Source organism: Acuticoccus sediminis, from assembly GCF_003258595.1.
In the GTDB taxonomy this organism is placed as follows: domain Bacteria; phylum Pseudomonadota; class Alphaproteobacteria; order Rhizobiales; family Amorphaceae; genus Acuticoccus; species Acuticoccus sediminis.
Genome location: NZ_QHHQ01000004.1, coordinates 413,600 through 439,433, shown reverse-complemented (window position 1 = coordinate 439,433; position 25,834 = coordinate 413,600). Strand labels below are relative to the sequence as shown.

Genomic DNA, 25,834 nt, shown 5'->3' with positions numbered 1-25,834 from the left:
CGTGCCGCGCTACAAGCTCACCATCGAGTACGACGGGTCGCCGTTCGTCGGCTGGCAGCGCCAGGAGACCGGGCGGAGCGTGCAGGAGGCACTGGAGGACGCGGCGGAGAGGCTCTGCGGCACGCCGACCCGTGTCCACGGCGCCGGCCGCACCGACACCGGGGTCCACGCGACCGGCCAGGTGGCGCACGTCGACTTCGTCAGGGACTGGCGGGCCGACACCGTCCGCGACGCGATGAACGCCCACATGCGGCCCGAACCTGTGGCGATCCTCGCCGCCGAGCGCGTGCCGGACGAGTTCGACGCCCGCCACTCCGCGCGGGCCCGGCATTACCTTTACCGTATCATCAATCGCCGGGCGCCGCTGGCCCTCGACCAGGTCGCCTGGCGCGTGCCGCAGGCGCTCGACGTCGACGCGATGAACGCCGGCGCGCGCCACCTCCTCGGCAAGCACGACTTCACGACCTTCCGGGCCGCGCAGTGTCAGGCGAAAAGCCCGTTGCGGACGCTGGACCGCCTCGATGTGACCCGCGACGGGGAGGTGATTGCGGTGACGGCGAGCGCGCGGTCTTTCCTTCACAATCAGGTTCGGTCCATGGTCGGCACTCTGGTCGAGGTCGGGATCGGCCGCTGGCAGCCGGACGATGTCGCGGCGGCGCTGGCGGCACGGTCGCGGCCGGCCTGTGGTCCGGTCGCACCGTCGGCCGGCCTGATCTTGACGCGCGTGGACTACGAGGAGAGCTGATGGACGTTGTGCTCGGCATCATCGGTGGTTCGGGACTTTACGATCTCCCGGGCCTCGAAGGGACTTGGGAGACGATCGAGAGCCCATGGGGCGAGCCATCCGACAGTGTGCTGCGTGGCACGCTCGCGGGAACGCCCATCGTCTTCATGCCTCGCCATGGACGCGGCCACCGGCTCGGCCCGACGCAGATCAACTACCGTGCGAACATCGACGTCCTGAAGCGGGCGGGGGTCACGGACCTCGTCTCGCTGTCGGCGTGCGGATCGCTGCGGGAGGACCTGCCGCCCGGGACCTTCGTCATCGTCGACCAGTTCATCGACCGCACCTTCGCGCGGGAGAAGTCGTTCTTCGGCACGGGGTGCGTGGCGCACGTGTCGATGGCGCACCCGGTGAGCCGCGATCTCGGCGACCGGATCGAGGCGGCGGCGGAGGTCAGCGGCGTGAAGTCCCGCCGCGGCGGCACGTACCTCGCGATGGAGGGGCCGCAGTTCTCGTCGCTCGCCGAATCGCACCTCTACCGCGCCTGGGGGGCGGACGTGATCGGCATGACCAACATGCCGGAGGCCAAGCTCGCCCGCGAAGCGGAGATCTCCTACGCGACCGTCGCCATGGTGACCGACTTCGACAGCTGGCACCCGGACCACGGCGAGGTGGACATCCAGCAGATCATCGCGACGATGAACGCCAACGGCGACGCGGCCCGCGCGCTGGTCCAGGCGCTCGCGGTGGCGACGCCGCCGACGCGCGAGGTCTGCTCGGCCGGGTCCGACACGGCGCTCGAGTTCGCCATCATCACCTCGCCCGACGCGCGCGACCCCGCACTCGTTGCCAAGCTCGACGCGGTCGCCGGCCGCGTCCTCCACAGGACCGCACCATGAACGACGCGACGCGCGACCTGCGCGAGATGGTCCGGGCCATCCCGGACTATCCCAAGACCGGGATCATCTTCCGTGACGTCACGACCCTGTTCGGCAACGCGGAGGGTCTGGCGCGCACGGTGGATGCGATCGCCGATCATGTCGCCGGGCACGGCATCGACCTCATCGCCGGGATCGACGCGCGCGGCTTCATCCTCGGCGGGGCGCTGGCGGTGCGGATGCGCAAGGGGTTCGTGCCCATCCGCAAGCGCGGCAAGCTGCCGGCCGACGTCTACCGCGAGGAATATTCGCTCGAGTACGGCACCGACGAGGTGGAGATCCACAAGGACGCGGTGCCGGCGGGCGGGGCGACGGTGCTGCTGGTGGACGACCTGATCGCCACCGGCGGTACGGCGATCGCCGCCGCCAGGCTGATCCAGCGGGCCGGCGGCACCGTGCCGATGGCGGCCTTCGCCATCGACCTGCCGGAGCTCGGCGGGGCGCGGAAGCTCGCCGGCATCGGCATCGACAGCTACGCGGTGATGTCCTTCGAGGGCCACTGAACGGGCCGGCGCGAATCGACCTCCTCCTCAGGTTGTGATCGCGGCAGGATTGTCCTGCCGCCCGACCTCCTGCCTAATTGCAGGGCAAGAGGGAGGAAACTGATATGTCGGTTATCGTCGACGGTGGGGTTTTCCCGAGCTTTTCGCGTGTGATCGGGCCGGATGGCGGCCTGCCCGAGGTGGACGACGAGGTGATCGTCGCGTTCGAGCGGGCGCTCGGACCGGCCGATCCGGGCAGCCCCGCGCCTGCCGCGTTGCAATTGTCGATCGGGAGCGAGGCGTCCACAGACGGCGGCATCCCCGTCGACGACCTGGTGTTCAGCATCGACATGCTGCAGGGCCCGGCTGCGCTGATGGAGGGGCTCGGCTGACGGGCAGGACAGGGTTGCCGGAAGGTTATGGCCAAACAGCTATGCCGGCGATCCTGCTTTCAGCACCCTGAACCAAAGGTTAGCGTTGTCCTCAATTGCATGAACTTTGGTGCAGGGCGATGTCCGTTAGTTATGAATTGCGCAATTATTGGTGTGCGAGCCGGATGGCCTGCCGGCTGTCCCCGCGGGTTGCTGCGCGTTACCTCGCGCCGCGGATCATCTGGGCTGTGACGGACCGCGAGAAGGCGCTCCTGGAACGTCTCCGGGACAAGGTGCTCGCGGCCGACCACGCGGCGATGCGGGAGGCCAACGTCCTCCCGATGCAGCGGGTCGAACCCGCGCCGATCGCCTGAGGTATCGGCTGGCGCGCGGCCATTTCCGGTTGCGGTTGGCGCCTGTCGAACGGCGGCCATCCTTCCAGAAGGTGCTGTGGCGAGGCTGACGTCGCCGCGCCGGACGGCTCAGAGGCCGTGCTGCAGCGCGTGCGCGTGGAGGACGATACCGGCGGTGGTGGCGACGTTGAGGCTGTCGACGCCGGGCGCGATGCGGATTGCCAGCGGCTCGCACCCGCCGATCAGCGGATCGGGAAGGCCCGGCCCCTCCGTCCCCAGCAGGAAGGCGGCGCGTGCGGCGAGCGGCGCGGCGCCGAGCGACGCCCCGGCCTGCGGGGTGAGGGCGTAGGGCGTGATCCCGGCCTCCCGCAGCTCGCCGAGGATATCGTCGCCCACGGCGTAGGTGGGCACCGTGAGCGGTGCACCGGCGCCGACGCGGATGGCCTTGCGGTAGAACGGGTTCGCCGTGGTGGCGTCGACGGCGACCCCCGCCGCGCCGAACGCCGCCGCGTTGCGGTAGATGCCGCCGACGTTGTCGTGGTTGGCGAGGTTGACGCAGACCGGCAGCCGCAGCGGTCCGTGCGGCAGGGCCGAGAGCGGCCGGGGTGCCGGAACGCGGCCCGCCGCCAGGATTCCCCGGTGGAGGTGAAATCCGGCGATGCCGTCCAGCACCGCCTGCGGCGCCACGTAGAGCGGTGCGGTCCCGCGCTCGGCAAGGACGGGCAGTCGGTCGACGCGGCTCTCCTCGACGAGGATCGCCAGCGTCTCCAGCGGCGAGCGCGTCAGGAGCACGGTCAGCACCGACAGTCCCTCGGCGATGAAGATGCCCTGCCGGCCGATCCGGTCCCGCTCCTTCACGTCGCGGAAGAGGGCGATGGCCGGGTCGTCGGGGTCCGTGACGCGGACCGGGGACGCAGGGGTGCCGTCCGCCGGCGGACCGTCGGGGCCGGCGGGGCTCAGGCCTCCAGCTCCTCGCGCTTCATCTCCAGCTCGAGCCAGCGCTCCTCCGCGGCGTCCTTCTCGGCCTGGCGGGTGGAGAGGTCGTTCGTCAGCTTCTCGAACCGGGCGGGGTCCCTGGCGTAGAGGTTTGGATCGGCGAGGGCGTCAGAGAGCCTGGCGATCGCCGCCTCCAGCTCCTCCAGCCTGGCGGGAAGCGTCTCGAGGTCGTGCTTCTCGCGGAAGGAGAGCTTGCCCTTCTTCGCCGGCGCCGCCGCGGCGGTCGAGGGCCGGGCGTCCTTCGTGTCCTTCGCCTTCTTCGGCTTGCCGGCGTTCTCGATGGCGCGCACCGGCGCCTCGCCGCGCTGGACCAGCATGTCGGAGTAGCCGCCCGGATACTCGCTCCAGGTTCCGTCCCCCTCGGCGACGAGGGTGGTCGTCACCGTGCGGTCGATGAAGTCACGGTCGTGGCTGACGAGGATGAGGGTGCCGTCGTAGTCGGAGATCACCTCGGCGAGGAGGTCCAGCGTCTCGAGGTCGAGGTCGTTCGTCGGCTCGTCCAGCACCAGGATGTTGGACGGCATCGCGAAGGCGCGGCCCAGTAGCACGCGCATCCGCTCCCCGCCCGACAGCGCGCCGACGGGGGTGTTGAACTGCTCCGGCGTGAACAGGAAGTCCTTGAGGTAGCCGGCGACGTGCTTGGTGGTGTCGCCGACCGTGATCTGGTCGGAGCCGGACGGGCTGATCGCATGGCGCAGCGGGGTCGTCGGGTCGAGCGCCTCGCGCCGCTGGTCGAGGAGGTTGACCTTGAGGTCGACGCCGTAGGTGACGGTCCCGGCGTCGGGTTTCAGGCGGCCGAGCAGCAGGTTGATGAGGGTCGTCTTGCCGACGCCGTTGGGGCCGACGAGGCCGACCCGGTCGCCGCGCATGATGGTGGTGGAGAAGTCCGCCACGACGGTCCTGTCGCCGAACGACTTGGTGAGGCCCTTCGCGACGATCATCCGCTTGCCGGAACGCTCCGCGCCGGCGAGCTGCATGTCGGCGAGGCCCGTCGCCTTGCGCTGCTCGCGACGCTCGGTCCGCAGCGCCTGGAGCTTGCGCAGGCGCCCCATGTTGCGCTTGCGCCGGGCGGTAACGCCGTACCGCACCCACTCCTGCTCGGCCTCAATCTTCTTGTCGAGGCGGCGGCGCTCCTCCTCCTCGGCGGCGAGGATCTCGTCGCGCCAGTCCTCGAAGGCGGCAAAGCCCTTGTCCATCCGGTAGGTCTTGCCGCGGTCGAGCCACACGACGGCGGTGGAGAGCTCCTCGAGGAAGCGCCGGTCGTGGCTGATGAGGACGAGCGACTTGCGCCGCTCCTTGAGGTGCTGTTCCAGCCAGGCGATGGCGGCGATGTCGAGGTGGTTGGTCGGCTCGTCGAGGAGCAGGACGTCCGGGTCCGGGGCGAGGGCATGGGCGAGCGCCGCGCGGCGGGTCTCCCCGCCGGACATCGGTCCGGGCGCGGCGTCCGGGTCGACGCCCAGCGCCTCCAGCGTGGCGCGCGCGGCGTGCTGGTCGTCCCCCTCGGCGAGGCCGGACAGCACGTAGTCGAGCACCGTCGGGTAGGCGGAGAGGTCCGGATCCTGCGCGAGGTAGCGCACCGTCGCGTCCGGCTGGACGAAGCGCTGGCCCGAATCGGCGGTGACGAGGCCGGCGACGATCTTCAGGAGCGTCGACTTGCCCGAGCCGTTGCGGCCGACGAGGGCGATCCGCTCGCCGGGCGCGAGCTGCAACGACGCCGCCTCCAGCAGCGGCGTGCCGCCAAAGGTGAGGGCGATATCCTGCAAAGACAGAAGGGGAGGGCGTGCCATGGATCGCCTCAATAGTGTCGGCCGGGCGGACCCACAAGTGGCACCGTTCGCGCAGCGCCACCGGATCGGCCGGAAACCGGCGCCGCGGCAGGGGACGGCGGGTGGCGGCTTAGGGTCTCGTTAACCAGGATTGGTCACGCTCCGACAACCAAGGACGGAGCGAGTCAGATGGCAATCCACTCGGTGTTCGTGTCCCCCCGCGACCGTGACGGCTCCGGTGTCGACATGCGGTTGCGCGTTCTTTTCAACGACGTCTACAGGGTCGGCGCCGAGTTCTGGCTGATCGATTCGGGCCGCGATGCGGAGACCGTCACCCGGCTGATCCGCACCATCCTCGCTCCGGGCGACAAGACGTTCGTCGGCGTCCTCAGCCGCGACGTCTGCTCGGGCCTTTCGGAGTACGCGCAGGCCTGGCTCAACGCTCCGGGCCGCAACTGGGGCCGCGCGATCCGGGGACTGGGCGAGCTTCCGTCGGAGTCGCTGCCGATTTCCGTGGCCGCCTAATCACTGCGACTGCGGCTTAATGCCTTGACATAAGTCCTTCTTCGTTGGCCTAGGTGGGCCAACAACGCTGTGTCGGCCCAACGACGCAGGGAGGGAGGACATATGAAGAAGTCTTGGATCGCCGGCGCGCTGGCCGGTGCCATGTTCGCGGGCCTGGCGCTGCCCGCCAGCGCCGCCACGACGCTGCGCATCACGCTGCAGCTGCCGATGAAATCGCACCTCGGCCAGAACCTCCTGCTCTTCAAGGAAGAGGTCGAGAAGCTGTCCGGCGGCGAGATCAACGTCGAGATCTACGATTCCGCCCAGCTCTACAAGGACAACGAGGTGCCTGAGGCCGTCGGCTCCGGGCAGATCGAGATGGGCGTCGCCTCGCTGACGCGCTTCGTCGGCGAGATCCCGGCCGTCGACGTCTTCTACATGCCCTTCCTCTTCAACACCGAGGAGAAGGTCCGTGCGGCCGTGGCGCCCGGTGCACCGGTGCGCACCGCCATCGACGACGCGATCGCCGATACAGGCTCGAAGGTGCTGTGGTGGCAGGCCTATGGCGGCGCCATCCTGATCTCCAATGGCGGCCCGATCGCCACGCCCGACGACATCAAGGGCAAGAAGGTCCGCGTCTTCGGAAAGTGGCTCGGCGAGTGGATCGACACCGTCGGCGGCGCGCCGACGCTCATCTCCGGCTCCGAGCAGTTCCTCGCCTACCAGCGCGGCACGGTCGACGTCGGCCTGACCGGCGTCTCGGGCGTCGCCGCGCGCTCGCTGTGGGACGTGATGGACACGATCACGCGCGTGAACGTCGCGGACATCGAGTTCATCGTCCTCATCAACCAGGACTTCTGGGAAGGTCTCAGCGAGCAGGAGCAGCTCTGGATCAACGAGGCCGCCACCCGCGCCGAGACGTCCGTGCGTGACGCCATGAGCAAGATCGAGGCCGACGCCTTCGCCAAGGCCGAGGAGAACGGCATGACGGTCTACGACCCGACGCCGGAGGAGATCGAGGCCTGGAAGGCCGCCTCGCAGCCGGTGATCGACAAGTGGCTCTCGCAGTCGGGCGATCTGGGCAAGACCGTCTACGACGCGGCGAACAACCTTTAGGGCATTCCATGAGGCGGGTGGCTCAACTCCTGTCGGCGATCGCGTCGGTCCTTCTGTTCGCGATCGGCGTGATGCTGACCTATGAGGTCGTGGCGCGGTATTTCTTCAACGCGCCGACGATCTGGGCCGAGGAGCTCTCCCGCCTCGCGATGATCTGGGCCGTGTTCTTGGGGAGCGCGGCCCTGCTGCGCTCGGGCGAGCACATCCGCGTCACCGTCCTCACCGACAAGCTGTCCGCGAAGGGGCAGGCGGTGATGGACGTGTTCGCGCTGGTCTTCGTCGCGGTGATCTCGGGCTTCGTCGCCTGGCACGGCGCGCCGATCGCGTGGGATTCCTACGTGCGCGGCCGCACGGTCGGGTCGATGCTGGACCTTCCGTCCTGGGTCAGCCAGGCGTCGGTGCCGCTCGGCTTCGGGCTGATCGCGATCCAGGCGGTGGCGCTCATCCTCGCGCGGCCGTCGCAACCTCCGAAAGCGGCCCATCCCGAGCACATCGAGCTCTGACGGGACGCGCGGTGCACGTTTTCTATTCTGTGCCGCCGGGCGGTGACGCGTGCGCGTCCCGCCCGCCGCGGCGGGTTCATGGGGCGCGTCTCCGCAAGGGCCAGCCGGCCGCGGAAGGCGCGCGACGTCAGGCGGAGCGGCGATGATCACGGTCGGAATCCTGGTGGCGCTTTTCGTGCTGCTCCTTCTGGGCATTCCCGTGGCCTTCGTCCTCGGCGGGATGGGCGTCATGCTGCTGGCGCTGGGCGGCTTCTCGCCGCTGATGGCGCCGGCCGGGCTGCTCTCGGCCATGGACTCGTTCGTCCTCGTCGCGGTGCCGCTCTTCCTGCTGATGGCCAACGTGATGCTGAAGGGCGGGGTGGGGCGCGATCTCTTCGCGGCGCTGCAGGCCTGGGTCGGGCACCTTCCCGGCGGCCTCGCGGTGGCGACCATCCTCTCCTGCGGCGTGTTCGCGGCGATCTCCGGCTCGTCCGTGGCGACCGCTGCCACCATCGGCACCGTCGCGATCCCCGAGATGACCGCGCGGGGCTACCCGCGGCACTTCACCTTCGGCGTGCTGGCGGCCGGCGGAACGCTCGGCATCCTGATCCCGCCGTCGCTCATCATGATCATCTACGGCGTGATCACCGAGGAGTCGGTGCTGGCGCTCTTCATGGCCGGCGTCGGGCCGGGGATCATGATGATCATCCTCTTCATCATCTATTCGATCCTCTACGCCCGCACGCAGCCCTCGCTGGAGCGAATCGAGAAGGCGAGCTGGGAGGAGCGGCGGCGCTCCGGGATCCGCGCGCTGCCGACGCTGATCCTCGCGGCCGTCGTCATCGCCGGGATCTACCGCGGCTGGTACACGCCGACCGAGGCGGCGGCGATCGGCTTCGCGGGCGCGCTCTTCGTGACCGGCATCGTGCTGCGCAGCCTGACGCTGAAGGCGCTGTGGGAGGCGACCGTGATGTCGATGCGCACCACCGTCGCGATCCTTCTGATCGTGGCGGGGGCGAAAATCTTCGGCAAGGCGATCGCGCTCTACCGGATCCCGCAGGACGTCTCGAGCTTCATCATCGACACCATCGCCTCGCCGAGCCTCTTCATCGGGGCGGTGGCGATCGTGCTCCTCATCATGGGGCTGGTGATGGAGAGCCTGTCGCTGCTCCTCATCATGGTGCCGGTTCTGGCCGGGGCGATGGTGCCGCTCGGCATCGACCCGATCTGGTTCGGCGTGTTCTTCGTCATCATGGTGGAATGTGCGCTGATCACACCGCCTGTGGGATTGAATCTATATGTGATCCAGGCGGTCGGAAACGGCACTCTGACCGAGGTTTCGCGTGGGATTCTGCCGTTTCTGGCCTTGATGTTGCTGACCGTTTTGGCCATTACGCTGATGCCCGCGATCGCGCTTTGGCTCCCATTCCACCTATAAATGGGCCAGGGGCCGCCTGAGCGTTCCCGGCGCGTTGGCGGTTTGGCCACACCCTTGCATGACGGACGGGTAACAGTGCCGTTTGCGTGGGCGAACAAACACGTTATATCGAACTGCCGCGCTGCGACGATACGGCAGCGCGTGCCGAGCCTCCGAACAATCTGGACGGGTGCTCGAGCCGCCCGTCCTGAGGGAGACGGGCGACCCGATTAAGAGGCGTGCCCGCTTGCGGGCTGAAGGAGATTGACGATGACCCAGCTGCTGCCCATCGCACGCTCTCACACGCAAAAGACGACCACCACCGCGACCCGTCGTGCTCCGACGGAGGGCCTCTACCGGGCCGACAAGGAGCATGATGCATGTGGTGTCGGCTTCATTGCCGACATCAACAACGTGGCGCGGCACGAGATCGTCAAGCAGGGCCTCGAGATCCTCGTCAATCTGACCCACCGCGGCGCGGTGGGCGCGGACCCGGAGATGGGCGACGGCGCCGGCCTGCTGATGCAGATGCCGGACGAGCTGTTCCGCGCGGAGGCGGCCCGGCTCGGCTTCGAGCTGCCGGCGAAGGGCGAGTACGCCGTCGGCATGATGTTCCTGCCGCCCGACCACCTCGACAAGACGCAGGTCGTCGAGGACGTCATCGCCGCCGAGGGGCAGACCCTGCTCGGCTGGCGCGACGTGCCGGTGCACTCCGGGGTCCTGTCGGAGTCGGTGAAGGCGTCCGAGCCGGTCATCAAGCAGTTCTTCATCGGTCGCGGGCCGGGGATCGAGAACGAGACGGACTTCGAGCGCCGGCTCTTCATCCTGCGCAAGGTGATCTCGAACACCGTCTACGAGGGCCGGTCGCCGGCCGAGTTCGGTTTCGTGATTTGTTCCCTGTCCTGCCGCACGATCGTCTACAAGGGCATGTTCCTCGCCCACCAGCTCGGCGCCTACTACGCCGACCTGACGGACGAGCGGTTCAAGTCGGCGCTGGCGCTCATCCACCAGCGCTTCTCGACCAACACGTTCCCGTCCTGGGGCCTCGCCCATCCGTTCCGCATGGTCGCCCACAACGGCGAGATCAACACCCTGCGGGGCAACAAGAACTGGATGGCCGCGCGCCAGGCGACGGCGTCCTCGTCGCTGTTCGGCGACGAGATCTCCAAGCTGTGGCCGATCTCCTACGAGGGCCAGTCCGACACCGCCTGCTTCGACAACGCGCTGGAATTCCTCGTCCAGGGCGGGCACTCGCTCGCCCACGCGATGGCGATGCTGGTGCCCGAGGCCTGGGCCGGCAACCCGCTGATGAGCGACGAGCGGCGCGCCTTCTACGAGTACCACGCCGCCCTGATGGAGCCGTGGGACGGACCGGCCGCGATCGTCTTCACCGACGGGCGCCAGATCGGCGCGACGCTCGACCGGAACGGCCTGCGCCCGGCGCGCTACTGCGTGACCCACGACGGTCTCGTCGTGATGGGCTCCGAGGCCGGCGTGCTGCCGATCGACGAGACCCGCATCAAGACCAAGTGGCGCCTCCAGCCCGGCAAGATGCTGCTCATCGACCTCGAGGAGCACCGCATCATCTCCGACGAGGAGGTGAAGCATCAGCTCGCGTCCGAGAAGCCGTACCAGGAGTGGCTCGACAAGACGCAGATCGTCCTCGAGGACCAGCGCCAGGTGCGCAGCCGCGCGCCGCGCACGAACGAGTCGCTGCTCGACCGCCAGCAGGCCTTCGGCTACACGCAGGAAGACCTGAAGCTGCTCCTGTCGCCGATGGCGATCACCGGGCAGGAGGCGCTCGGCTCGATGGGCACCGACACGCCGCTGTCGGTCCTCTCGGACAAGTCGAAGCTGCTCTACACGTACTTCAAGCAGAACTTCGCCCAGGTGACGAACCCGCCGATCGACCCGATCCGCGAGGAGCTCGTCATGAGCCTGGTGTCGTTCATCGGCCCACGCCCGAACCTCTTCGACCTTGAGGGGCAGACCAAGCGCAAGCGGCTCGAGGTGCGCCAGCCGATCCTGACGAACGACGATCTGGAGAAGATCCGCGAGATCGGCGACATCGCGGACGACCAGTTCCACACCAAGACGCTGGACATCACCTACCCGGCCGAGCAGGGCGCGGAGGGGATGGCCGACATGATCGACCGCCTGTGCGACCGGGCCGAGAAGGCGGTGCGCGACGGGTACAACATCATCGTCCTGTCGGACCGTCTGGTGTCGCGCTCGCGCATCGCGATCCCGGCGCTGCTGGCGACGGCGGGCGTCCACCATCACCTGATCCGCAAGGGCCTGCGCACGTCCGTCGGCCTCGTCGTGGAGACGGGTGAGCCGCGCGAGGTGCATCACTTCGCCGTCCTCGCCGGCTACGGCGCGGAGGCGATCAACCCGTACCTCGCGTTCGAGACGCTGACCGAGCTCCACAAGGGCTTCCCGGAGGAGGTCGACGACGCCGAGATCGTCGAGCGGTACATCAAGTCGATCGACAAGGGGCTGCTGAAGGTGATGTCCAAGATGGGCATCTCCACCTACCAGTCGTACTGCGGCGCGCAGATCTTCGACGCCGTGGGCCTCAGCCAGGACTTCGTCGACCGCTTCTTCTTCGGCACCGCGACGACGATCGAGGGCGTCGGCCTCATGGAGGTCGCCGAGGAGACCGTGCGCCGGCACAAGATCGCCTTCTCCGACGACGTGCTGATGGCCCGTCACCTGGACGTCGGCGGCGAGTACGCCTTCCGCACGCGCGGCGAGCACCACTTCTGGGTCGCCGACACGGTCGCCAACCTGCAGCACGCCGTCCGCGGCAACGCGCAGGACAGGTTCGACGAGTACTCCCGCCTCGTGAACGAGGAGTCGGGCCGGTTCACCCTGCGCGGCCTCTTCCGCATCAAGAACGCGGACGAGCTCGGCCGCGCCCCCGTCGCGCTCGATGACGTCGAGCCGGCGGCGGAGATCGTCAAGCGCTTCGTGACGGGTGCGATGAGCCTCGGCGCCATCTCCAAGGAGGCGCACGAGACGCTGGCGCTCGCCATGAACCAGATCGGCGGCAAGTCGAACACGGGTGAGGGCGGCGAGGATCCGGACCGGTTCCGTCCGCTCCCGTCCGGCGCGTCCAAGCGCTCGGCGATCAAGCAGGTCGCCTCGGGCCGCTTCGGCGTGACGACCGAGTACCTGGTCAACGCCGACCAGATCCAGATCAAGATGGCGCAGGGTGCCAAGCCCGGCGAAGGCGGCCAGCTGCCCGGCCACAAGGTTGACGCGGTGATCGCCAAGCTGCGCCACTCGACGCAGGGCGTGGGCCTCATCTCTCCGCCGCCGCACCACGACATCTACTCGATCGAGGATCTGGCGCAGCTCATCTTCGACCTGAAGAACGTCAACCCGGGGGCCGACATCTCGGTCAAGCTCGTCTCCGAGGTGGGCGTCGGCACGGTCGCGGCGGGTGTCGCCAAGGCGCGGGCGGACCACATCACCATCGCGGGCTACGACGGTGGTACGGGCGCCTCGCCGCTGACCTCGATCAAGCACGCCGGCTCGCCGTGGGAGATGGGACTTGCCGAGGCGCACCAGACGCTGGTCGCCAACGGCCTTCGCTCGCGCATCCGCCTGCAGGTCGACGGCGGCCTGAAGACGGGCCGCGACGTCTTCATCGGCGCGCTGCTGGGCGCCGACGAGTTCGGCTTCTCGACCGCGCCGCTGATCGCGGCCGGCTGCATCATGATGAGGAAGTGCCACCTCAACACCTGCCCGGTGGGCGTCGCGACCCAGGACCCGGTCCTGCGCCGCCGCTTCAAGGGCCAGCCCGAGCACGTGATCAACTTCATGTTCTTCGTGGCTGAGGAGGTGCGCAAATACCTCGCCGAGGCGGGATTCCGCACGATGGACGAGGCGATCGGCATGGTCGACGTCCTCGACCAGCACCGCCTGCTCGACCACTACAAGGCGAAGGGCCTCGATTTCCGCAAGGTCTTCGTGAAGATGCCGGAGCCGATGGAGGAGCAGCGCAACACGACGCGCCAGCTCCACCCGATCGAGACGGTCCTCGACCGCCAGCTCGTCGCCGAGGCGCGGGGGGCGATCGACCAGCACGAGAAGGTGGTGATCGAGAAGCAGGTCAGCTCCATCGACCGTACGGTCGGCGCGATGCTGTCGGGCGCGGTCGCCAAGGCGCACGGCATGGAGGGCCTGCCGGACGGGTCCGTCGTCGTGAAGCTGACGGGGACCGCCGGCCAGTCGTTCGGCGCCTGGCTTGCGACCGGCGTCACGCTCGACCTGACCGGAGATGCGAACGATTACGTCGGCAAGGGCCTCTGCGGCGGGCGGATCATCGTCAAGCCGCGGCCGGAGTCGACCATCGTCCCGAGCGAGGCGATCATCGTCGGCAACACCGTGCTCTACGGCGCGATCGCCGGCTCGGCCTACTTCTCGGGCGTGGCGGGCGAGCGCTTCGCGGTGCGCAACTCCGGCGCGGTCGCGGTGGTGGAAGGCTGCGGCGACCACGGCTGCGAGTACATGACCGGCGGTGCGGTCGCGGTGCTCGGCTACACGGGCCGCAACTTCGCGGCGGGCATGTCCGGCGGCGTCGCCTACGTGCTCGACGAGGAGGGCGACTTCAAGAAGCGCTGCAACCTCGCGATGGTCGACCTCGAGCCGGTCGTCGAGGAGGACGACCTCATGGAGCGCCTCCACCACCATGGCGGCGACCTCGAGACGAAGGGGCGCGTCGACGTCTCCGTCAACATGACGCACCACGACGAGGAGCGCCTGCTGACCATGATCCAGAACCACGTGAAGTACACGGGTTCGGCGCGCGGTCAGGCGATCCTCGACAACTGGGACCTCTTCCGGCCGAAGTTCGTGAAGGTCATGCCGGTCGACTATCGCCGCGCGATGGAAGAGATGGAGGCACAGCGCATCGGGATGGCGGCGGAGTGATCCGCGCCCTCGCGAGGCCCCTGGCCGCCGTGGCATTTGCCGCGGCGGTTGGCGTCGGCGTGCCGTTCGCGGCCGCCGCGGAGCCGGTCGATCCCACCCCGCGCATCGCGGTCATGTCGGCCTTCGCGCCGGAATGGGGCGTGCTTCAGGAGATGATCGAGGACCGTACGGACGCGGTCGAGAACGGTGTGCGCTTCGTCACCGGGACCATCGACGGGACGCCCGTCGTGCTGCTCCTGTCGGGCGTCGGCATGGTCAACGCCGCGATGTCGGCGCAGATGGTACTCGACCGCTACACGGTCGACACCATCGTCTTCTCCGGGATCGCCGGTGGCGTGGATCCGTCGCTGACCCTCGGCGAGGTGGTCGTGCCGGACCGCTGGGCGTCGTACTTCAACGTCCTCATCGCCCGGAAGACCACCGACGGCTACTCCATCCCGTCCTTCATGCACGCCGAGTATCCGAACTACGGCATGCTGTACCCGCAGCCGGAGCTCGTCCGCTCGGACGGGCACGAGGAGCCGGAGCACCGGTTCTGGTTCGAGGTGGACGAGGGGCTGCTGACGCGGGCGACCCGGGCCTCGGTGAAGGTGGCGCTGGAGAGCTGCACCGGCGCGGGCGTGTGCCTCAGCGAGGCGCCGCGCGTGGTGGTCGGCGGCAACGGCGTGTCCGGCTCGGCCTTCGTCGACAATGCGGAGTTCCGCAAGTACGTGTTCGACACGTTCGACGCGAGCGTTGTCGACATGGAGAGCGCGGCCGTGGCGCAGGTCGCGGCGACCAATGGCGTGAAGTTCATCGCCTTCCGCTCCCTGTCGGATCTCGCCGGCGGGAGCGAGGCGGAGAACGAGATGGAGACCTTCATGGCGATCGCCGCGGAGAATTCCGCCGGGATGGTGCGCGCCTTCCTCGCCGAGGGGGCGGAGGCGGGCCAGCCCTGAACTACCGGCACGCCTTCCATGCCGGCAATCACGCGGACGTCCTCAAGCACGTCGTTCTGACCCGGCTCCTCGCGTACCTGAGGCGCAAGGACAAGCCGTTTCGCGTGATCGACACCCACGCCGGGATCGGCCTCTACGATCTCGGCGCGGAGGAGGCGGTCCGCTCGCCGGAGTGGCGCGACGGGATCGCCCGCCTCGCGGGCGCTACGCTGCCGGACGACGTGGCCGGGCTGCTGGCGCCGTACCGTGAGGCGGTGGCGGCGGTCAACGAGGGGGAGAGGCTCCTTCACTATCCGGGCTCGCCCCTCATCGTGCAGCACATGCTGCGCGAAGGGGACGCGCTGGAGGCGATCGAGCTGCATCCCGTCGACCATGGCCTTCTCGTGGACGCGCTGGGGCGCGACAGGCGGGTGAAGGTGCTGCACATCGACGGCTGGCTAGCGCTCGGCGCGCATCTGCCGCCGAAGGAGCGGCGGGGCCTGGTGCTGGTCGACCCGCCCTACGAGGAGGCGGCCGACTGGGACCGGCTGGTCGACGGTCTGAAGGCCGCGCACCGCCGGTTCGCGGGCGGGGTCTACCTCCTGTGGTATCCGCTGAAGGCGGGCGCGCCGGTGGCGGCGCTGCACAGGGGGCTGAGAGGCGCCGGGATCCCCAAGGTCCTGGCGGCGGAGCTGAGCGTCAGGGGGGAGGCCGAGGGTGGTCTTTCCGGCTCGGGTGTGATCGTGGTCAATCCGCCCTTCACTCTGGAGGGGGAGCTGAAGGCGCTGCTTCCGGCGCTCACCGATCTCCTGGCGCAGGACGGAGCCGCGACGCATCGCGTTGTTTGGCTTCGCGGCGAGACGTAAAGTCGGCGCGTTGAAGAACGCGCCGCGGACATGGACTGATCTGTGGCGCGAACGCGTCGCCGTGCGCTCTTCGAAGGTCGGACGACGCGTTTAGATTGACCCATACTGCCATCCGTTGCAGTCAACGGCGGTATGGAATGAAAGGGTGACGATGGGGAAGGTCACGGGATTTTTGGAGATCGACCGGCAGGAACTGAAGTACCAGCCGGCGGCGGATCGCATTCGTCATTTCAAGGAGTTCACCCTTCCGCTCACTGACCCGGAAGTGGAACGCCAGGCGGCGCGCTGCATGGACTGCGGGATTCCGTTCTGCCAGTCCGATGCCGGCTGTCCCGTCGACAACCAGATCCCCGACTGGAACGACCTCGTCTACACCCAGGACTGGATGGAGGCGGCGCGCAACCTCCACTCGACCAACAACTTCCCCGAGTTCACCGGCCGCGTCTGCCCGGCGCCGTGCGAAGAGGCGTGCACGCTCAACATCGAGAACACGCCCGTCGCCATCAAGGCGATCGAGCAGGCGATCGCCGACAAGGCGTGGGAGAACGGCTGGATCGCGCCGCAGCCGCCCGCGCGCCTCACCGGCAAGAAGGTTGCCGTGATCGGTGCGGGCTCGGCCGGCATGGCCGCGGCCCAGCAACTCGCCCGCGTCGGCCACGAGGTGCACGTCTTCGAGCGCTACGCCAAGTCCGGCGGCCTGCTGCGCTACGGCATCCCCGACTTCAAGATGGAGAAGGGGATCATCGACCGCCGCCAGTCGCAGTTGGAAGCCGAAGGCGTCGTCTTCCACTTCGGCGCGGACGTCGGTGCCGACCGGCTGAAGACGCTCGCGGCCGAGTTCGACGCCGTGCTGCTGACGACGGGTGCCGAGCGGCCGCGCGATCCCGGCCTGCCGGGCATCGAGCTCGCCGGCGTCCACTACGCGATGCCGTTCCTCGTGCAGCAGAACCGCCGCGTCGGGCGAGAGCCGTTCGACGAGGTGCCGATCATGGCCTCCGGCAAGAACGTCGTCGTCATCGGCGGCGGCGATACGGCGTCGGACTGCATCGGCACCTCGATCCGCCAGGGCGCGCTGCAGGTCACGCAGCTCGACATCCGCCCGATGCCGCCCATCCGCGAGAACAAGGACGTCGTGTGGCCGTACTGGCCGACGAAGTTCCGCACGTCCTCGTCCCAGGCCGAGGGCGCGGACCGCGAGTTCGCGGTGGCGACGCTGGAGATCGTCGGCAAGAACGGCCGCGCGACCCACGTGCGCTGCGCCCGGGTCGACCCCAAGCGCAAGCCGATCGCTGGCACCGAGTTCGACATTCGCGCCGATCTCGTCCTCGTCGCCATCGGCTTCTCGGGCCCGCGGCTCGACACCTATCTGTCGGGCAACGAGCTACAATTGGACGGGCGTACCAACATAGTTGCTAACACAACAGACTATCGCACATCGGTCTCGAAGGTGTATGCGGCAGGGGACGTGCGGCGAGGACAGAGCCTCGTGGTCTGGGCGATCCGCGAGGGACGCCAGGCTGCGCGCGCCATCGACCTCGACCTGATGGGGGCGACGACGCTCCCGCGCTAAGGGAGCCTCATGCCTCCGTCACACGACGAATCGACAGGACCGGCGCCAGACATCGTGGCGCCGACGTTCAACGCTCGGCGTGTGGCCCTGACGCTGCTCGCCATCGGCATCGGCGCCCTCGGCGCCTTTCTCTTCAACACCATCGGCATGCCGGCCGCCTTCCTGACGGGATCGGCGGCGGCGGTGGCGATCGCCATCCTGGTCGGCCTGCCGATCGATCTGCCGAACCCGGTGCGCGCCGGCTCATTCTCCGTGCTCGGCACCGTGATGGGCTCCAGCATCAGCCCCGAGGCGCTGCAGCAGCTCGCCACGGCGCCCATCGCGCTGGTGGGTCTCGTGATGGTGATCGCCGGCACCACGGCGGCGAGCGCGGCGATGCTGTGCTGGCTCGGCGGCTGGGACCGGCTCTCCGCGCTCTGCGGCTCCATCCCGGGCAACCTGCCGCTGGTGCTGGCCGTCTCCACCGACGGCGGCGCGCGGATGGACCGGGTGGTGATGGCCCAGTCGCTTCGGCTCTTCATTCTGGTGGCGATCATCCCCTTCGCGCTGGGCGGCTCGGAGCAGGGCGGGCTCCACATGGCGCCGCCGGACACCACCGCGTTCGACGTCGTCTTCACGCTGGCGCTGACCGCGGTGGCGGTGTTCGTCGCCTACAAGATCCGGATCCCGGCGCCGGCGCTGATGGGGCCGCTCATCATCGGCGCGGCGATGTCGATCACCGGTCTGGCACGTGTCGCGATCCCGGACTGGATGGCGGCCTTCGCGCTGATCATGCTGGGGGCGAGCGTCGCGCTGCGCTTCCGCGGCGTGGAGCGGGACGGGCTGATGCGCATGTTCCTCGCCTCGCTGGCCGGGTTCGTTGCGGCGGCGCTGACCTCGCTCGCCGTCGCGACGGTCTTCGCCGAGGTGCTGGGCCGGCCGCTCGGGACCGTCTTCCTCGCCTACGCGCCGGGCGGCATCGACACGATGATCGCGCTGTCCTTCCTTCTGAACTACGACGTGGCCTTCGTCGCGCTCATCCACACCGCGCGAATGATACTTCTTTCCCTTTCGCTGCCGCCCATCGTCTCCGCCCTGGGGCGGCGATGGCGAAGCGAGAGCTCGGTAGGCGGGTAGGGCACACCTGCCATGCCTGTCGCTGCGCGTCCGACGCATTAGGTCTCGCAGCAATCAAATTGAGAAAGTGATGCAATGAGCGATCAATCACACAGACTCGGCAATACCTCCATGGCCGAGTTTGTGGGCATGATGGCGATGTCGATGGCGCTGACGGCGCTGTCGGTCGACATCATGCTCGTGGCGCTGCCCAATATCGCGGCGGACTTCGGGCTACTGGACCCCAACTCGCAGCAGTTCGTGATCACCGCCTACATGGCGGCGTTCGCGACGGGGCACCTTGTGGTCGGGCCGTTGTCGGACCGGATCGGGCGCAAGCCCGTCCTGATCGGCGGCTTCGTCGTCTACATCGGCGGCACGCTGCTGGCGATCTTCGCTCATAGCTTCGAGGCGCTGCTCGCGGCGCGGGTCATCCAGGGGCTGGGCGCGTCGGGCCCGCGGGTCGTCGCGGTGGCCGTGGTGCGCGACCGCTTCGTCGGCCGCGGCATGAGCCAGATCATGAGCATCGTGATGATGGTCTTCATCATCCTGCCGATCATCGCGCCCTCGCTCGGCAGCCTCCTGGCGCTGCTGGGATCCTGGCAGCCGATCTTCATGTTCCTGCTGATCTTCTCGATCGGCATCATGATCTGGGTGTCGACCCGGCTGGAGGAGACGAACCCGCGTTCCGGATCGGGCTCGCACAAGGCGGTGCCGATCCTGCGCGCGGTCCGGATCATCCTGCAGAGCCGCCAGACGGTGGGCTACACGATGAGCCTCGGCTTCATCTTCGGTTGCCTGCTCACCTACATCGCCAGCGCGCAGCAGCTTTTCGAGGACGTCTACGACGTCGTCACCTGGTTCCCGCTGATCTTCGCGAGCGTTGCCGGCGGCATGGTCGTGGCCAGCCTGGTGAACTCGCGGTTCGTCGAGAAGATCGGCATGCGCCGCCTGTCGCACGGCTCGCTGCTGCTGTTCGTGGCGCTGGCGCTGGTCACGAACCTCATCCACGCGATCGTCGGCGAGTTCGCGATGCTGCCTCTGGTCGCGTTTTTGTCAGTATCCTTCTTCCTGATCGGATTGATGCTGCCGAACTTCAACGCGCTGGCGATGGAGCCGCTGGGCTCGATCGCGGGCACGGGATCCTCGTTCGTCGGCTTCGCGATGACGGGCATGGGGGCGATTCTGGGGGGCACGATCGGCCAGATGTACGACGGATCAGCGCACCCCCTGATCGTCGGCTACGGGCTTTTTGCCGTGATTTCTCTGGCGATCGTGGTGGTGACGGAGCGGGGACGGCTGATGCATGCATCGGCGCACCCTATCGGAATGAAAGAGTAGCACTTTTTCGACCTAAAGATGTAGATATCGGATTCGAATGTGCTAGTCTCTTATCCAGCTAAGCACGGAGGGGCCGATGTCCGCTGAGGCACGTAAGGCTGCGCTGGAGCGCAGGCACGCCGCGATCGAAGCTGAGCTCCAAAACCTCACCACACATCCTAGTGTCGACCAACTCACCGCCATCCAACTCAAGCGGGAAAAGCTTCGCCTCAAAGACGAAATTGCCCGAATAAGAGCCTAGCAGCTCTCCCGTTTGCGCCTCCTTTGCGTTGGTGGCATCGTGCCGCCAACGCGCCGAAGGTACGAGCGCAAACGGGGAGGGGGGAATGTCAAACGCTTACCAGGCGACGATCGAAACCTGGCAGGCAGATCCTCACGCGTTTTGGTTGAATGCTGCGGCTGCGGTCGACTGGATCGAGCCGCCGAGAGAAGCCTTTGACCCGAACGCCGGGATCTACGGCCGCTGGTTCGCCGACAGCGTCGTCAACACGTGCTGGAACGCCGTCGACCGGCATCTGCCGGAGCGGGCGGACCAGCCTGCGGTAATCCACGACTCCCCCGTCACGGGCAGCAAGACGGTCTGGACGTACGGCGAACTTGCCCGGCGCGTGAACGCGATGGCGGCCGTGCTGAAGGACTTCGGCCTCGGCAAGGGCGACCGGGCGATCATCTACATGCCGATGATCCCGGACGCGGTCGTGGCGATGCTGGCGTGCGCGCGCCTCGGTGCGATCCATTCGGTCGTGTTCGGGGGCTTCGCCGCCAGGGAGCTCGCCGCACGCCTCGACGATGCCGGGCCGACCCTCATCATCGCCGCCTCGTGCGGGATCGAGCCGACGCGCGTCGTTCCCTACGAGCCGCTGATCAGCGAGGCGCGCCGGATCGCCAGGGCGGCGCCGCCTGTCCTCTACCTCCAGCGCAAGGAGGGGCCGGCGGACCTCTCCGGCGACGGCAACCACGACCTCGGCCCGCTCTACGAGGCAGCGATGGCCGAGGGGCGGACGGTCCCGTGCGAACCGGTCAGGGGCACCGACCCGCTCTACATCCTCTACACGTCCGGCACGACCGGGCGTCCCAAGGGCGTCGTGCGCGACAACGCCGGCTACTGCGTCGCGCTGGCCTGGTCGATGAAGAACCTCTACGGCATCGAGCCGGGGGAGGTGTGGTGGACGGCCTCGGACGTGGGCTGGGTCGTCGGCCACTCCTACATCGTCTACGGCCCGCTACTGATCGGGGCGACGACGGTCGTCTACGAAGGCAAACCCGTCGGCACGCCCGACGCGGGCGCGTTCTGGCGCGTCATCGCCGACCACAAGGTCGTCTCCCTCTTCACCGCGCCGACGGCGATCCGTGCGGTCAAGAAGGAGGACCCCGACGGCCTGCTGCCGGCGAACTACGACCTCTCCTCGCTGCGCGCGCTGTTCCTGGCGGGCGAGCGGGCGGACCCGGCGTCGATCGACTGGGCGGAACGCGCGCTCAAGGTGCCGGTGATCGACCACTGGTGGCAGACGGAGACCGGCTGGGCGATCTGCGGCAACCCGGTCGGGCTGGGCCTCCTTCCCGTCAAGCCCGGCTCGCCGACCAAGCCGATGCCGGGCTACGACGTCGTCATCCTCGACGAGGCGGGCAAGGAGCTGCCACGCGGCGTCATGGGCAACATCGCGATCCGCCTGCCGCTCCCGCCGGCCTGCCTGCCGACCCTGTGGCACGACGACGAGCGCTTCCGCTCCGCCTACCTCGAGGCGTTTCCCGGCTACTACGCGACGTCCGACGCCGGGCTCATCGACGACGACGGCTACGTCTTCATCATGGCCCGCACCGACGACGTCATCAACGTCGCCGGCCACCGCCTCTCCACCGGCGTGATGGAGGACGTGCTGACGTCCCATCCGGCGGTCGTGGAGTGCGCGGTGATCGGTGCGGAGGACGCCATCAAGGGGCAGGCTCCTGTCGGCTTCGTGGTGCTGCGGCCCGACGCCTCGTTCGAGGGGCTGGAGGCCGAGCTTGTGGCCAAGGTGCGTCAGGAGGTCGGTCCCGTGGCCGCCTTCAAGCGGGTGATCGCCGTTCCGCGCTTGCCCAAGACGCGATCCGGCAAGACGCTGCGGGCGACGATCAAGAAGATCACGGACGGGGAGAGCTACACGATGCCCGCCACCATCGACGACCCGGGCGCCCTCACGGACATCGAAGACGCGATCGGCAAGCCCGGCGCCGCGGCGTGAAGGGACTGACCGACAAGGTCGCGATCGTGACCGGCGCCGGGCGCGGGATCGGACGCGCGGTGGCCGAGCGGTTCATCGAGGAGGGCATGCGCGTCATGCTCGCCGACGCGAACCCGGCGGAGGGGCAGCGCGCCGCCAAGGCGCTCGGCCCCGAGAGCCAGGTGATGTTCCACGAGTGCGACGTGGCCGAGCGGCTCGACGTCCGCAACCTCATCGCCGCCACGATCGATGCCTTCGGTGCCATCGACGTGCTCGCCAACAATGCCGCGGTGATGGGGGGCGCGGAGTTCCTCGAACTGACCGAGGAGGACTTCGACCGCGTCCTGCGGGTTAACCTCAAGGGCGCCTTCCTGATCTCCCAAGGGGTGGCGCGGCACATGGTCGAGCGCGTCGAGAACGGGGCGCAGCCGGGAACCATCGTCCACATGAGCTCGGTCAACGCGGTGTTCGCGATGACCTCGCAGGTGCCCTACACCCTCTCCAAGGGCGCCCTGACGCAGCTCATCCGCGTCAGCGCGGTGGCGCTGGCGCCGTGGGGGATCAGGGTCAACGCGGTCGGTCCGGGCTCGATGGAGACGGACCTGCCGCCACGCGGCTCGCGCGACACCAGCGCGATGAAGATCCTGATGTCGCGTACGCCGATGGGGCGCGCGGGGCGGCCGCAGGAGATCGCGTCCGTCGTCGCGTTCCTCGCCTCGCCCGAGTCGAGCTACATCACCGGGCAGACCGTCTACGCCGACGGCGGCCGGCTCCCGCTCGACACCGTCGTCCCGGTCGACTAGCCCGCCGACACTGCCGCCGGATTGGACAGTCACGGAGCAGGGCTACAATTTGCGCAGAAACGTCAGACGATTTTGGCTGACGTGCGGTGCCGGTGCTGTCAATGTCGCGATTAAATGATTATTTGACATAGCACGCGACTGCGCCGGCGGGCGGCGAACGACGGCTGCGGCGCAGGCCGGACCACGACGATCGCGGCACGCGCCGCGGCACGGGCACCGCGGCTTCGGCCGCGCGACAGACACCGCGGCGCGCGCCGCGAGATCACGATTGCGGCGGTGGCCGCGCAACGACGACTGCGGCGTCGACCGCGAGAAGAATGGAGGATTCTATGACGGCTGCGATGGTAGGCTGGGCGCACACCCCGTTCGGCAGGCTCGGCGACGAGACGGTCGAGTCCCTCGTCACCCGCGTCGCCAACGACGCGATGGCCGACGCCGGAGTCGGCCCGGAGGACATCGACGAGATCGTCCTCGGCCACTTCAACGGCGGCTTCTCCAAGCAGGACTTCACCGCCTCGCTGGTCCTCCAGGCCGACGACCGCCTCCGCTTCAAGCCGGCGACGCGCGTCGAGAACGCCTGCGCGACCGGCTCGGGCGCCATCCGCCAGGCGCTGAAGTCGATCGCCTCGAAGGACGCCAAGGTCGTCCTCGTCGTGGGCGTCGAGCAGATGACGACGACCCCCGGGCCGCAGATCGCCGAGAACCTCCTGCGCGCCGCCTACCTCAAGGAAGAGAGCGACATCCCGGCGGGCTTCGCGGGCGTCTTCGGCAAGATCGCCGGCAACTACTTCCAGCGCTACGGCGACCAGTCCGACGCGCTTGCCATGATCGCGGCGAAGAATCACAAGAACGGCGTGAAGAACCCCTTCGCGCAGATGCGCAAGGACCTCGGCTTCGAGTTCTGCCGCACCGAGTCGGAGAAGAACCCGACCGTGGCCGGCCCGCTGAAGCGCACCGACTGCTCGCTCGTCTCCGACGGCGCGGCCGCCACGGTGATCACCGACATCCCGACCGCGCTCGGCATGAAGAAGGCCGTCGCCTTCCGCAATATGACGCATGTCCAGGACTTCCTTCCGATGTCGAAGCGAGACATTATCCGCTTCGAGGGCTGCCGCGAGGCCTGGAGCCGCGCGCTGACGGCGGCCAACATCACGCTCGACGACCTCTCCTTCGTCGAGACTCACGACTGCTTTACGATCGCCGAACTCATCGAGTACGAGGCGATGGGCTTGACGAAGGAAGGTGAGGGCGCCCGCGCCATTCACGAGGGCTGGACCGAGGTGGACGGCAAGCTGCCGGTGAACGTCTCGGGCGGCCTGAAGGCGAAGGGCCACCCTGTGGGTGCGACCGGCGTGTCCATGCACGTCGTGAGCGCCATGCAGCTCGCCGGTGAGGCGGGCGACATGCAGCTGAAGTCGCCGGAGCTCGGCGGCATCTTCAACATGGGTGGCGCCGCTGTCGCCAACTATGTCTCGATCCTGCAGCCGCTGAAGGCTTAACCGACTCGTTCAACGCCGGTTCACGCGGGCAGGATCATCACGACGTCGGATCGGAGGGCCGCCGGCCCTCCACACGGCAGGGAGGTGATCCATGCGCTCGCCCGCGCTGACTGCTGCCACGCGCTTCGGCCTCGGACCCGAACAGGACCCGGGACCGACGCGCGAGTCGCTGGCGGCCGAACTCGACAATCCCCGGGGGGCGCGGATCGCGTCCCTCGACGACCTCGACACGATTCGCGAGCGCTATCTCGCCAAGGACCGCGAATTCCGCGAGCTCGCGCGTGCGTTCCGCAAGAACCGGACGGACGAGACCGAGGCGGCCCGGCAGGAGGCCGTCAAGGCCCGCCAGCAGGTCATGCGCGAGGTGGAGGCGGCCGAGCTCGAGGCGCGCTACAAGCACGGCGTGACCACCGCGACTCCGTTCCTGGAGCGCCTCGTCCTCTTCTGGTCCAACCACTTCGCCGTCGAGGCGCGCAACGTGACCGTGCGCCTCCTCGCCGGGAACTACGAGCGCGAGGCGATCCGCGCCAACGTCACCGGCAGCTTCCGCGAGATGCTGCACGCGGCGATCACGCATCCGGCGATGCTCATCTACCTCGACAACTGGCGCTCCATCGGTCCCAACAGCAAGCTCGGCCGGCGCAGGGGCAAGGGCCGGCTGAACGAGAACCTCGCCCGCGAGCTCCTCGAGCTGCACACCCTCGGCGTCGACGGCGGATACACCCAGGCCGACGTCAACGAGCTCGCCCTCGCCCTGACCGGGTGGACCGGCGCCATGCAGCCCCGTCCCAAGAACCCCGAGTTCGACGCGCGCTGGCACGAGCCCGGCGCGCGCACGATCCTGGGGCGCAAGTACGGCCAACCGGGGCAGCGCCAGCTTCTGGCGGTCCTCGACGACCTCGCCGCGCATCCCTCGACGGCGAAGTTCATCTCCCGCAAGTTCGCCCACCACTTCGTCGGCGACCAGGCCTCGGACGACCTCGTCGAGGCGCTGCGCGTCTCCTTCGTGGAGACGGACGGCGACCTCGCCGAGCTCGCCTTCACGCTCATCTCGCACCCCGACGCGTGGTCGGCCGAGCCGACCAAGGTGGTGCCGCCGTACGACTTCCTCGTCTCGACGGGGCGTGCGCTCGAGGTCGCGGAGCTGCCGCCGCGATTCCTGACCCAGGTTTGCGATGCGCTCGGCCAGCCTATATGGAAGCCGCCATCGCCGGCCGGATGGCCCTACAAGGACAATGACTTCCTGGGAGGCGACAGCGTGCTCGAGCGAGTGGATTTCGCCGGCACGATGGTGAAGCGGTTCGCCAAGAAGGCGGACGGGCGCACGCTTGCGCGCGAGTTGTTCGGCGACGACCTCGATCCGTTCGTCGCCGAAACGGTCGACCGGGCGGAAGATCGGCATCAGGCCCTGGTGTTGCTCCTGATGAGCCCGGCGTTTCAACGGAGATAGGC

Annotated in this window: 22 protein-coding genes; 20 read left to right on the top strand and 2 right to left on the bottom strand. The window is 68.5% G+C overall.

Annotation, left to right across the window (positions count from 1 at the left end; genetic code table 11):
* Position 1: 1 nt before the first annotated feature.
* From truA to DLJ53_RS36415, 5 genes are all read left to right on the top strand, one after another.
* Positions 2-745 carry a tRNA pseudouridine(38-40) synthase TruA gene (gene truA / locus DLJ53_RS20170; protein ID WP_111349105.1) on the top strand — a complete coding sequence of 248 codons (744 nt, stop codon included), beginning with the start codon at positions 2-4 and terminating at the stop codon, positions 743-745.
* A complete protein-coding gene (locus DLJ53_RS20165; protein ID WP_211100646.1) occupies positions 742-1,623 on the top strand; it encodes an S-methyl-5'-thioadenosine phosphorylase in 882 nt (293 codons plus the stop codon). The genes truA and DLJ53_RS20165 overlap by 4 nt, the downstream gene beginning before the upstream one ends.
* Complete coding sequence (locus DLJ53_RS20160; RefSeq protein WP_111348578.1) at positions 1,620-2,165, top strand: adenine phosphoribosyltransferase; 546 nt, start codon at positions 1,620-1,622, stop codon at positions 2,163-2,165. The genes DLJ53_RS20165 and DLJ53_RS20160 overlap by 4 nt, the downstream gene beginning before the upstream one ends.
* Before the next feature lie 104 nt (positions 2,166-2,269).
* Positions 2,270-2,536: a hypothetical protein gene (locus DLJ53_RS20155; RefSeq protein WP_111348576.1), complete on the top strand. Its 267-nt coding sequence runs from the start codon at positions 2,270-2,272 to the stop codon at positions 2,534-2,536.
* A gap of 227 nt (positions 2,537-2,763) precedes the next feature.
* On the top strand, positions 2,764-2,889 hold the full coding sequence (locus DLJ53_RS36415; protein WP_264194712.1) for a hypothetical protein: 126 nt from the start codon (positions 2,764-2,766) through the stop codon (positions 2,887-2,889).
* A 108-nt stretch (positions 2,890-2,997) separates the two neighbouring features.
* Here DLJ53_RS36415 and DLJ53_RS20145 read toward each other — a convergent pair whose 3' ends face one another.
* Together DLJ53_RS20145 and DLJ53_RS20140 are read right to left on the bottom strand one after the other, a co-directional pair.
* A complete protein-coding gene (locus DLJ53_RS20145; protein ID WP_202913255.1) occupies positions 2,998-3,726 on the bottom strand; it encodes a TrmH family RNA methyltransferase in 729 nt (242 codons plus the stop codon).
* Between the two features lie 98 nt (positions 3,727-3,824).
* Complete coding sequence (locus tag DLJ53_RS20140; protein WP_111348571.1) at positions 3,825-5,651, bottom strand: ATP-binding cassette domain-containing protein; 1,827 nt, start codon at positions 5,649-5,651, stop codon at positions 3,825-3,827.
* A gap of 168 nt (positions 5,652-5,819) precedes the next feature.
* On the opposite strand from DLJ53_RS20140, the gene DLJ53_RS20135 reads away from it, so the two are divergent.
* The 15 genes from DLJ53_RS20135 (at position 5,820) to DLJ53_RS20065 (ending at position 25,832) form a co-directional block, all read left to right on the top strand.
* Complete coding sequence (locus DLJ53_RS20135) at positions 5,820-6,155, top strand: hypothetical protein (protein WP_111348570.1); 336 nt, start codon at positions 5,820-5,822, stop codon at positions 6,153-6,155.
* Positions 6,156-6,257: 102 nt separating this feature from the next.
* Complete coding sequence (locus tag DLJ53_RS20130) at positions 6,258-7,250, top strand: TRAP transporter substrate-binding protein (protein ID WP_111348568.1); 993 nt, start codon at positions 6,258-6,260, stop codon at positions 7,248-7,250.
* An 8-nt stretch (positions 7,251-7,258) separates the two neighbouring features.
* Positions 7,259-7,753, top strand: a complete 495-nt coding sequence (locus DLJ53_RS20125) for a TRAP transporter small permease (RefSeq protein ID WP_111348567.1) — start codon at positions 7,259-7,261, stop codon at positions 7,751-7,753.
* Between the two features lie 142 nt (positions 7,754-7,895).
* Entirely contained in the window at positions 7,896-9,170 is a 1,275-nt protein-coding gene (locus DLJ53_RS20120; RefSeq protein ID WP_111348565.1) for a TRAP transporter large permease, read from the top strand.
* Positions 9,171-9,419: 249 nt separating this feature from the next.
* On the top strand, positions 9,420-14,090 hold the full coding sequence (gene gltB, locus DLJ53_RS20115; RefSeq protein ID WP_111348526.1) for a glutamate synthase large subunit: 4,671 nt from the start codon (positions 9,420-9,422) through the stop codon (positions 14,088-14,090).
* Entirely contained in the window at positions 14,087-15,028 is a 942-nt protein-coding gene (locus DLJ53_RS20110; RefSeq protein WP_202913254.1) for a 5'-methylthioadenosine/S-adenosylhomocysteine nucleosidase, read from the top strand. Before gltB ends, DLJ53_RS20110 begins: the two co-directional genes overlap by 4 nt.
* The gene (locus tag DLJ53_RS20105) at positions 15,025-15,873 is read left to right on the top strand and encodes a 23S rRNA (adenine(2030)-N(6))-methyltransferase RlmJ (protein WP_111349101.1); all 849 of its coding nucleotides are present in this window, start codon (positions 15,025-15,027) and stop codon (positions 15,871-15,873) included. The genes DLJ53_RS20110 and DLJ53_RS20105 overlap by 4 nt, the downstream gene beginning before the upstream one ends.
* A 151-nt stretch (positions 15,874-16,024) precedes the next feature.
* Entirely contained in the window at positions 16,025-17,443 is a 1,419-nt protein-coding gene (locus DLJ53_RS20100) for a glutamate synthase subunit beta (protein ID WP_111348524.1), read from the top strand.
* A gap of 81 nt (positions 17,444-17,524) precedes the next feature.
* Complete coding sequence (locus tag DLJ53_RS20095; protein WP_162409411.1) at positions 17,525-18,559, top strand: AbrB family transcriptional regulator; 1,035 nt, start codon at positions 17,525-17,527, stop codon at positions 18,557-18,559.
* A 111-nt stretch (positions 18,560-18,670) separates the two neighbouring features.
* The gene (locus tag DLJ53_RS20090) at positions 18,671-19,879 is read left to right on the top strand and encodes a multidrug effflux MFS transporter (protein WP_202913253.1); all 1,209 of its coding nucleotides are present in this window, start codon (positions 18,671-18,673) and stop codon (positions 19,877-19,879) included.
* Positions 19,880-19,955: 76 nt separating this feature from the next.
* A complete protein-coding gene (locus tag DLJ53_RS20085) occupies positions 19,956-20,120 on the top strand; it encodes a YdcH family protein (protein ID WP_111348518.1) in 165 nt (54 codons plus the stop codon).
* 85 nt (positions 20,121-20,205) lie between these two features.
* A complete protein-coding gene (locus tag DLJ53_RS20080; RefSeq protein ID WP_111348516.1) occupies positions 20,206-22,101 on the top strand; it encodes an AMP-binding protein in 1,896 nt (631 codons plus the stop codon).
* Entirely contained in the window at positions 22,098-22,883 is a 786-nt protein-coding gene (locus tag DLJ53_RS20075; RefSeq protein ID WP_425320968.1) for an SDR family NAD(P)-dependent oxidoreductase, read from the top strand. The genes DLJ53_RS20080 and DLJ53_RS20075 overlap by 4 nt, the downstream gene beginning before the upstream one ends.
* A 329-nt stretch (positions 22,884-23,212) precedes the next feature.
* Positions 23,213-24,382 (top strand): acetyl-CoA acetyltransferase, encoded by a 1,170-nt coding sequence (locus DLJ53_RS20070; protein WP_111348514.1) that lies wholly within the window; start codon positions 23,213-23,215, stop codon positions 24,380-24,382.
* A 91-nt stretch (positions 24,383-24,473) separates the two neighbouring features.
* Positions 24,474-25,832 (top strand): DUF1800 domain-containing protein, encoded by a 1,359-nt coding sequence (locus DLJ53_RS20065; RefSeq protein ID WP_111348512.1) that lies wholly within the window; start codon positions 24,474-24,476, stop codon positions 25,830-25,832.
* Positions 25,833-25,834 lie beyond the last annotated feature (2 nt).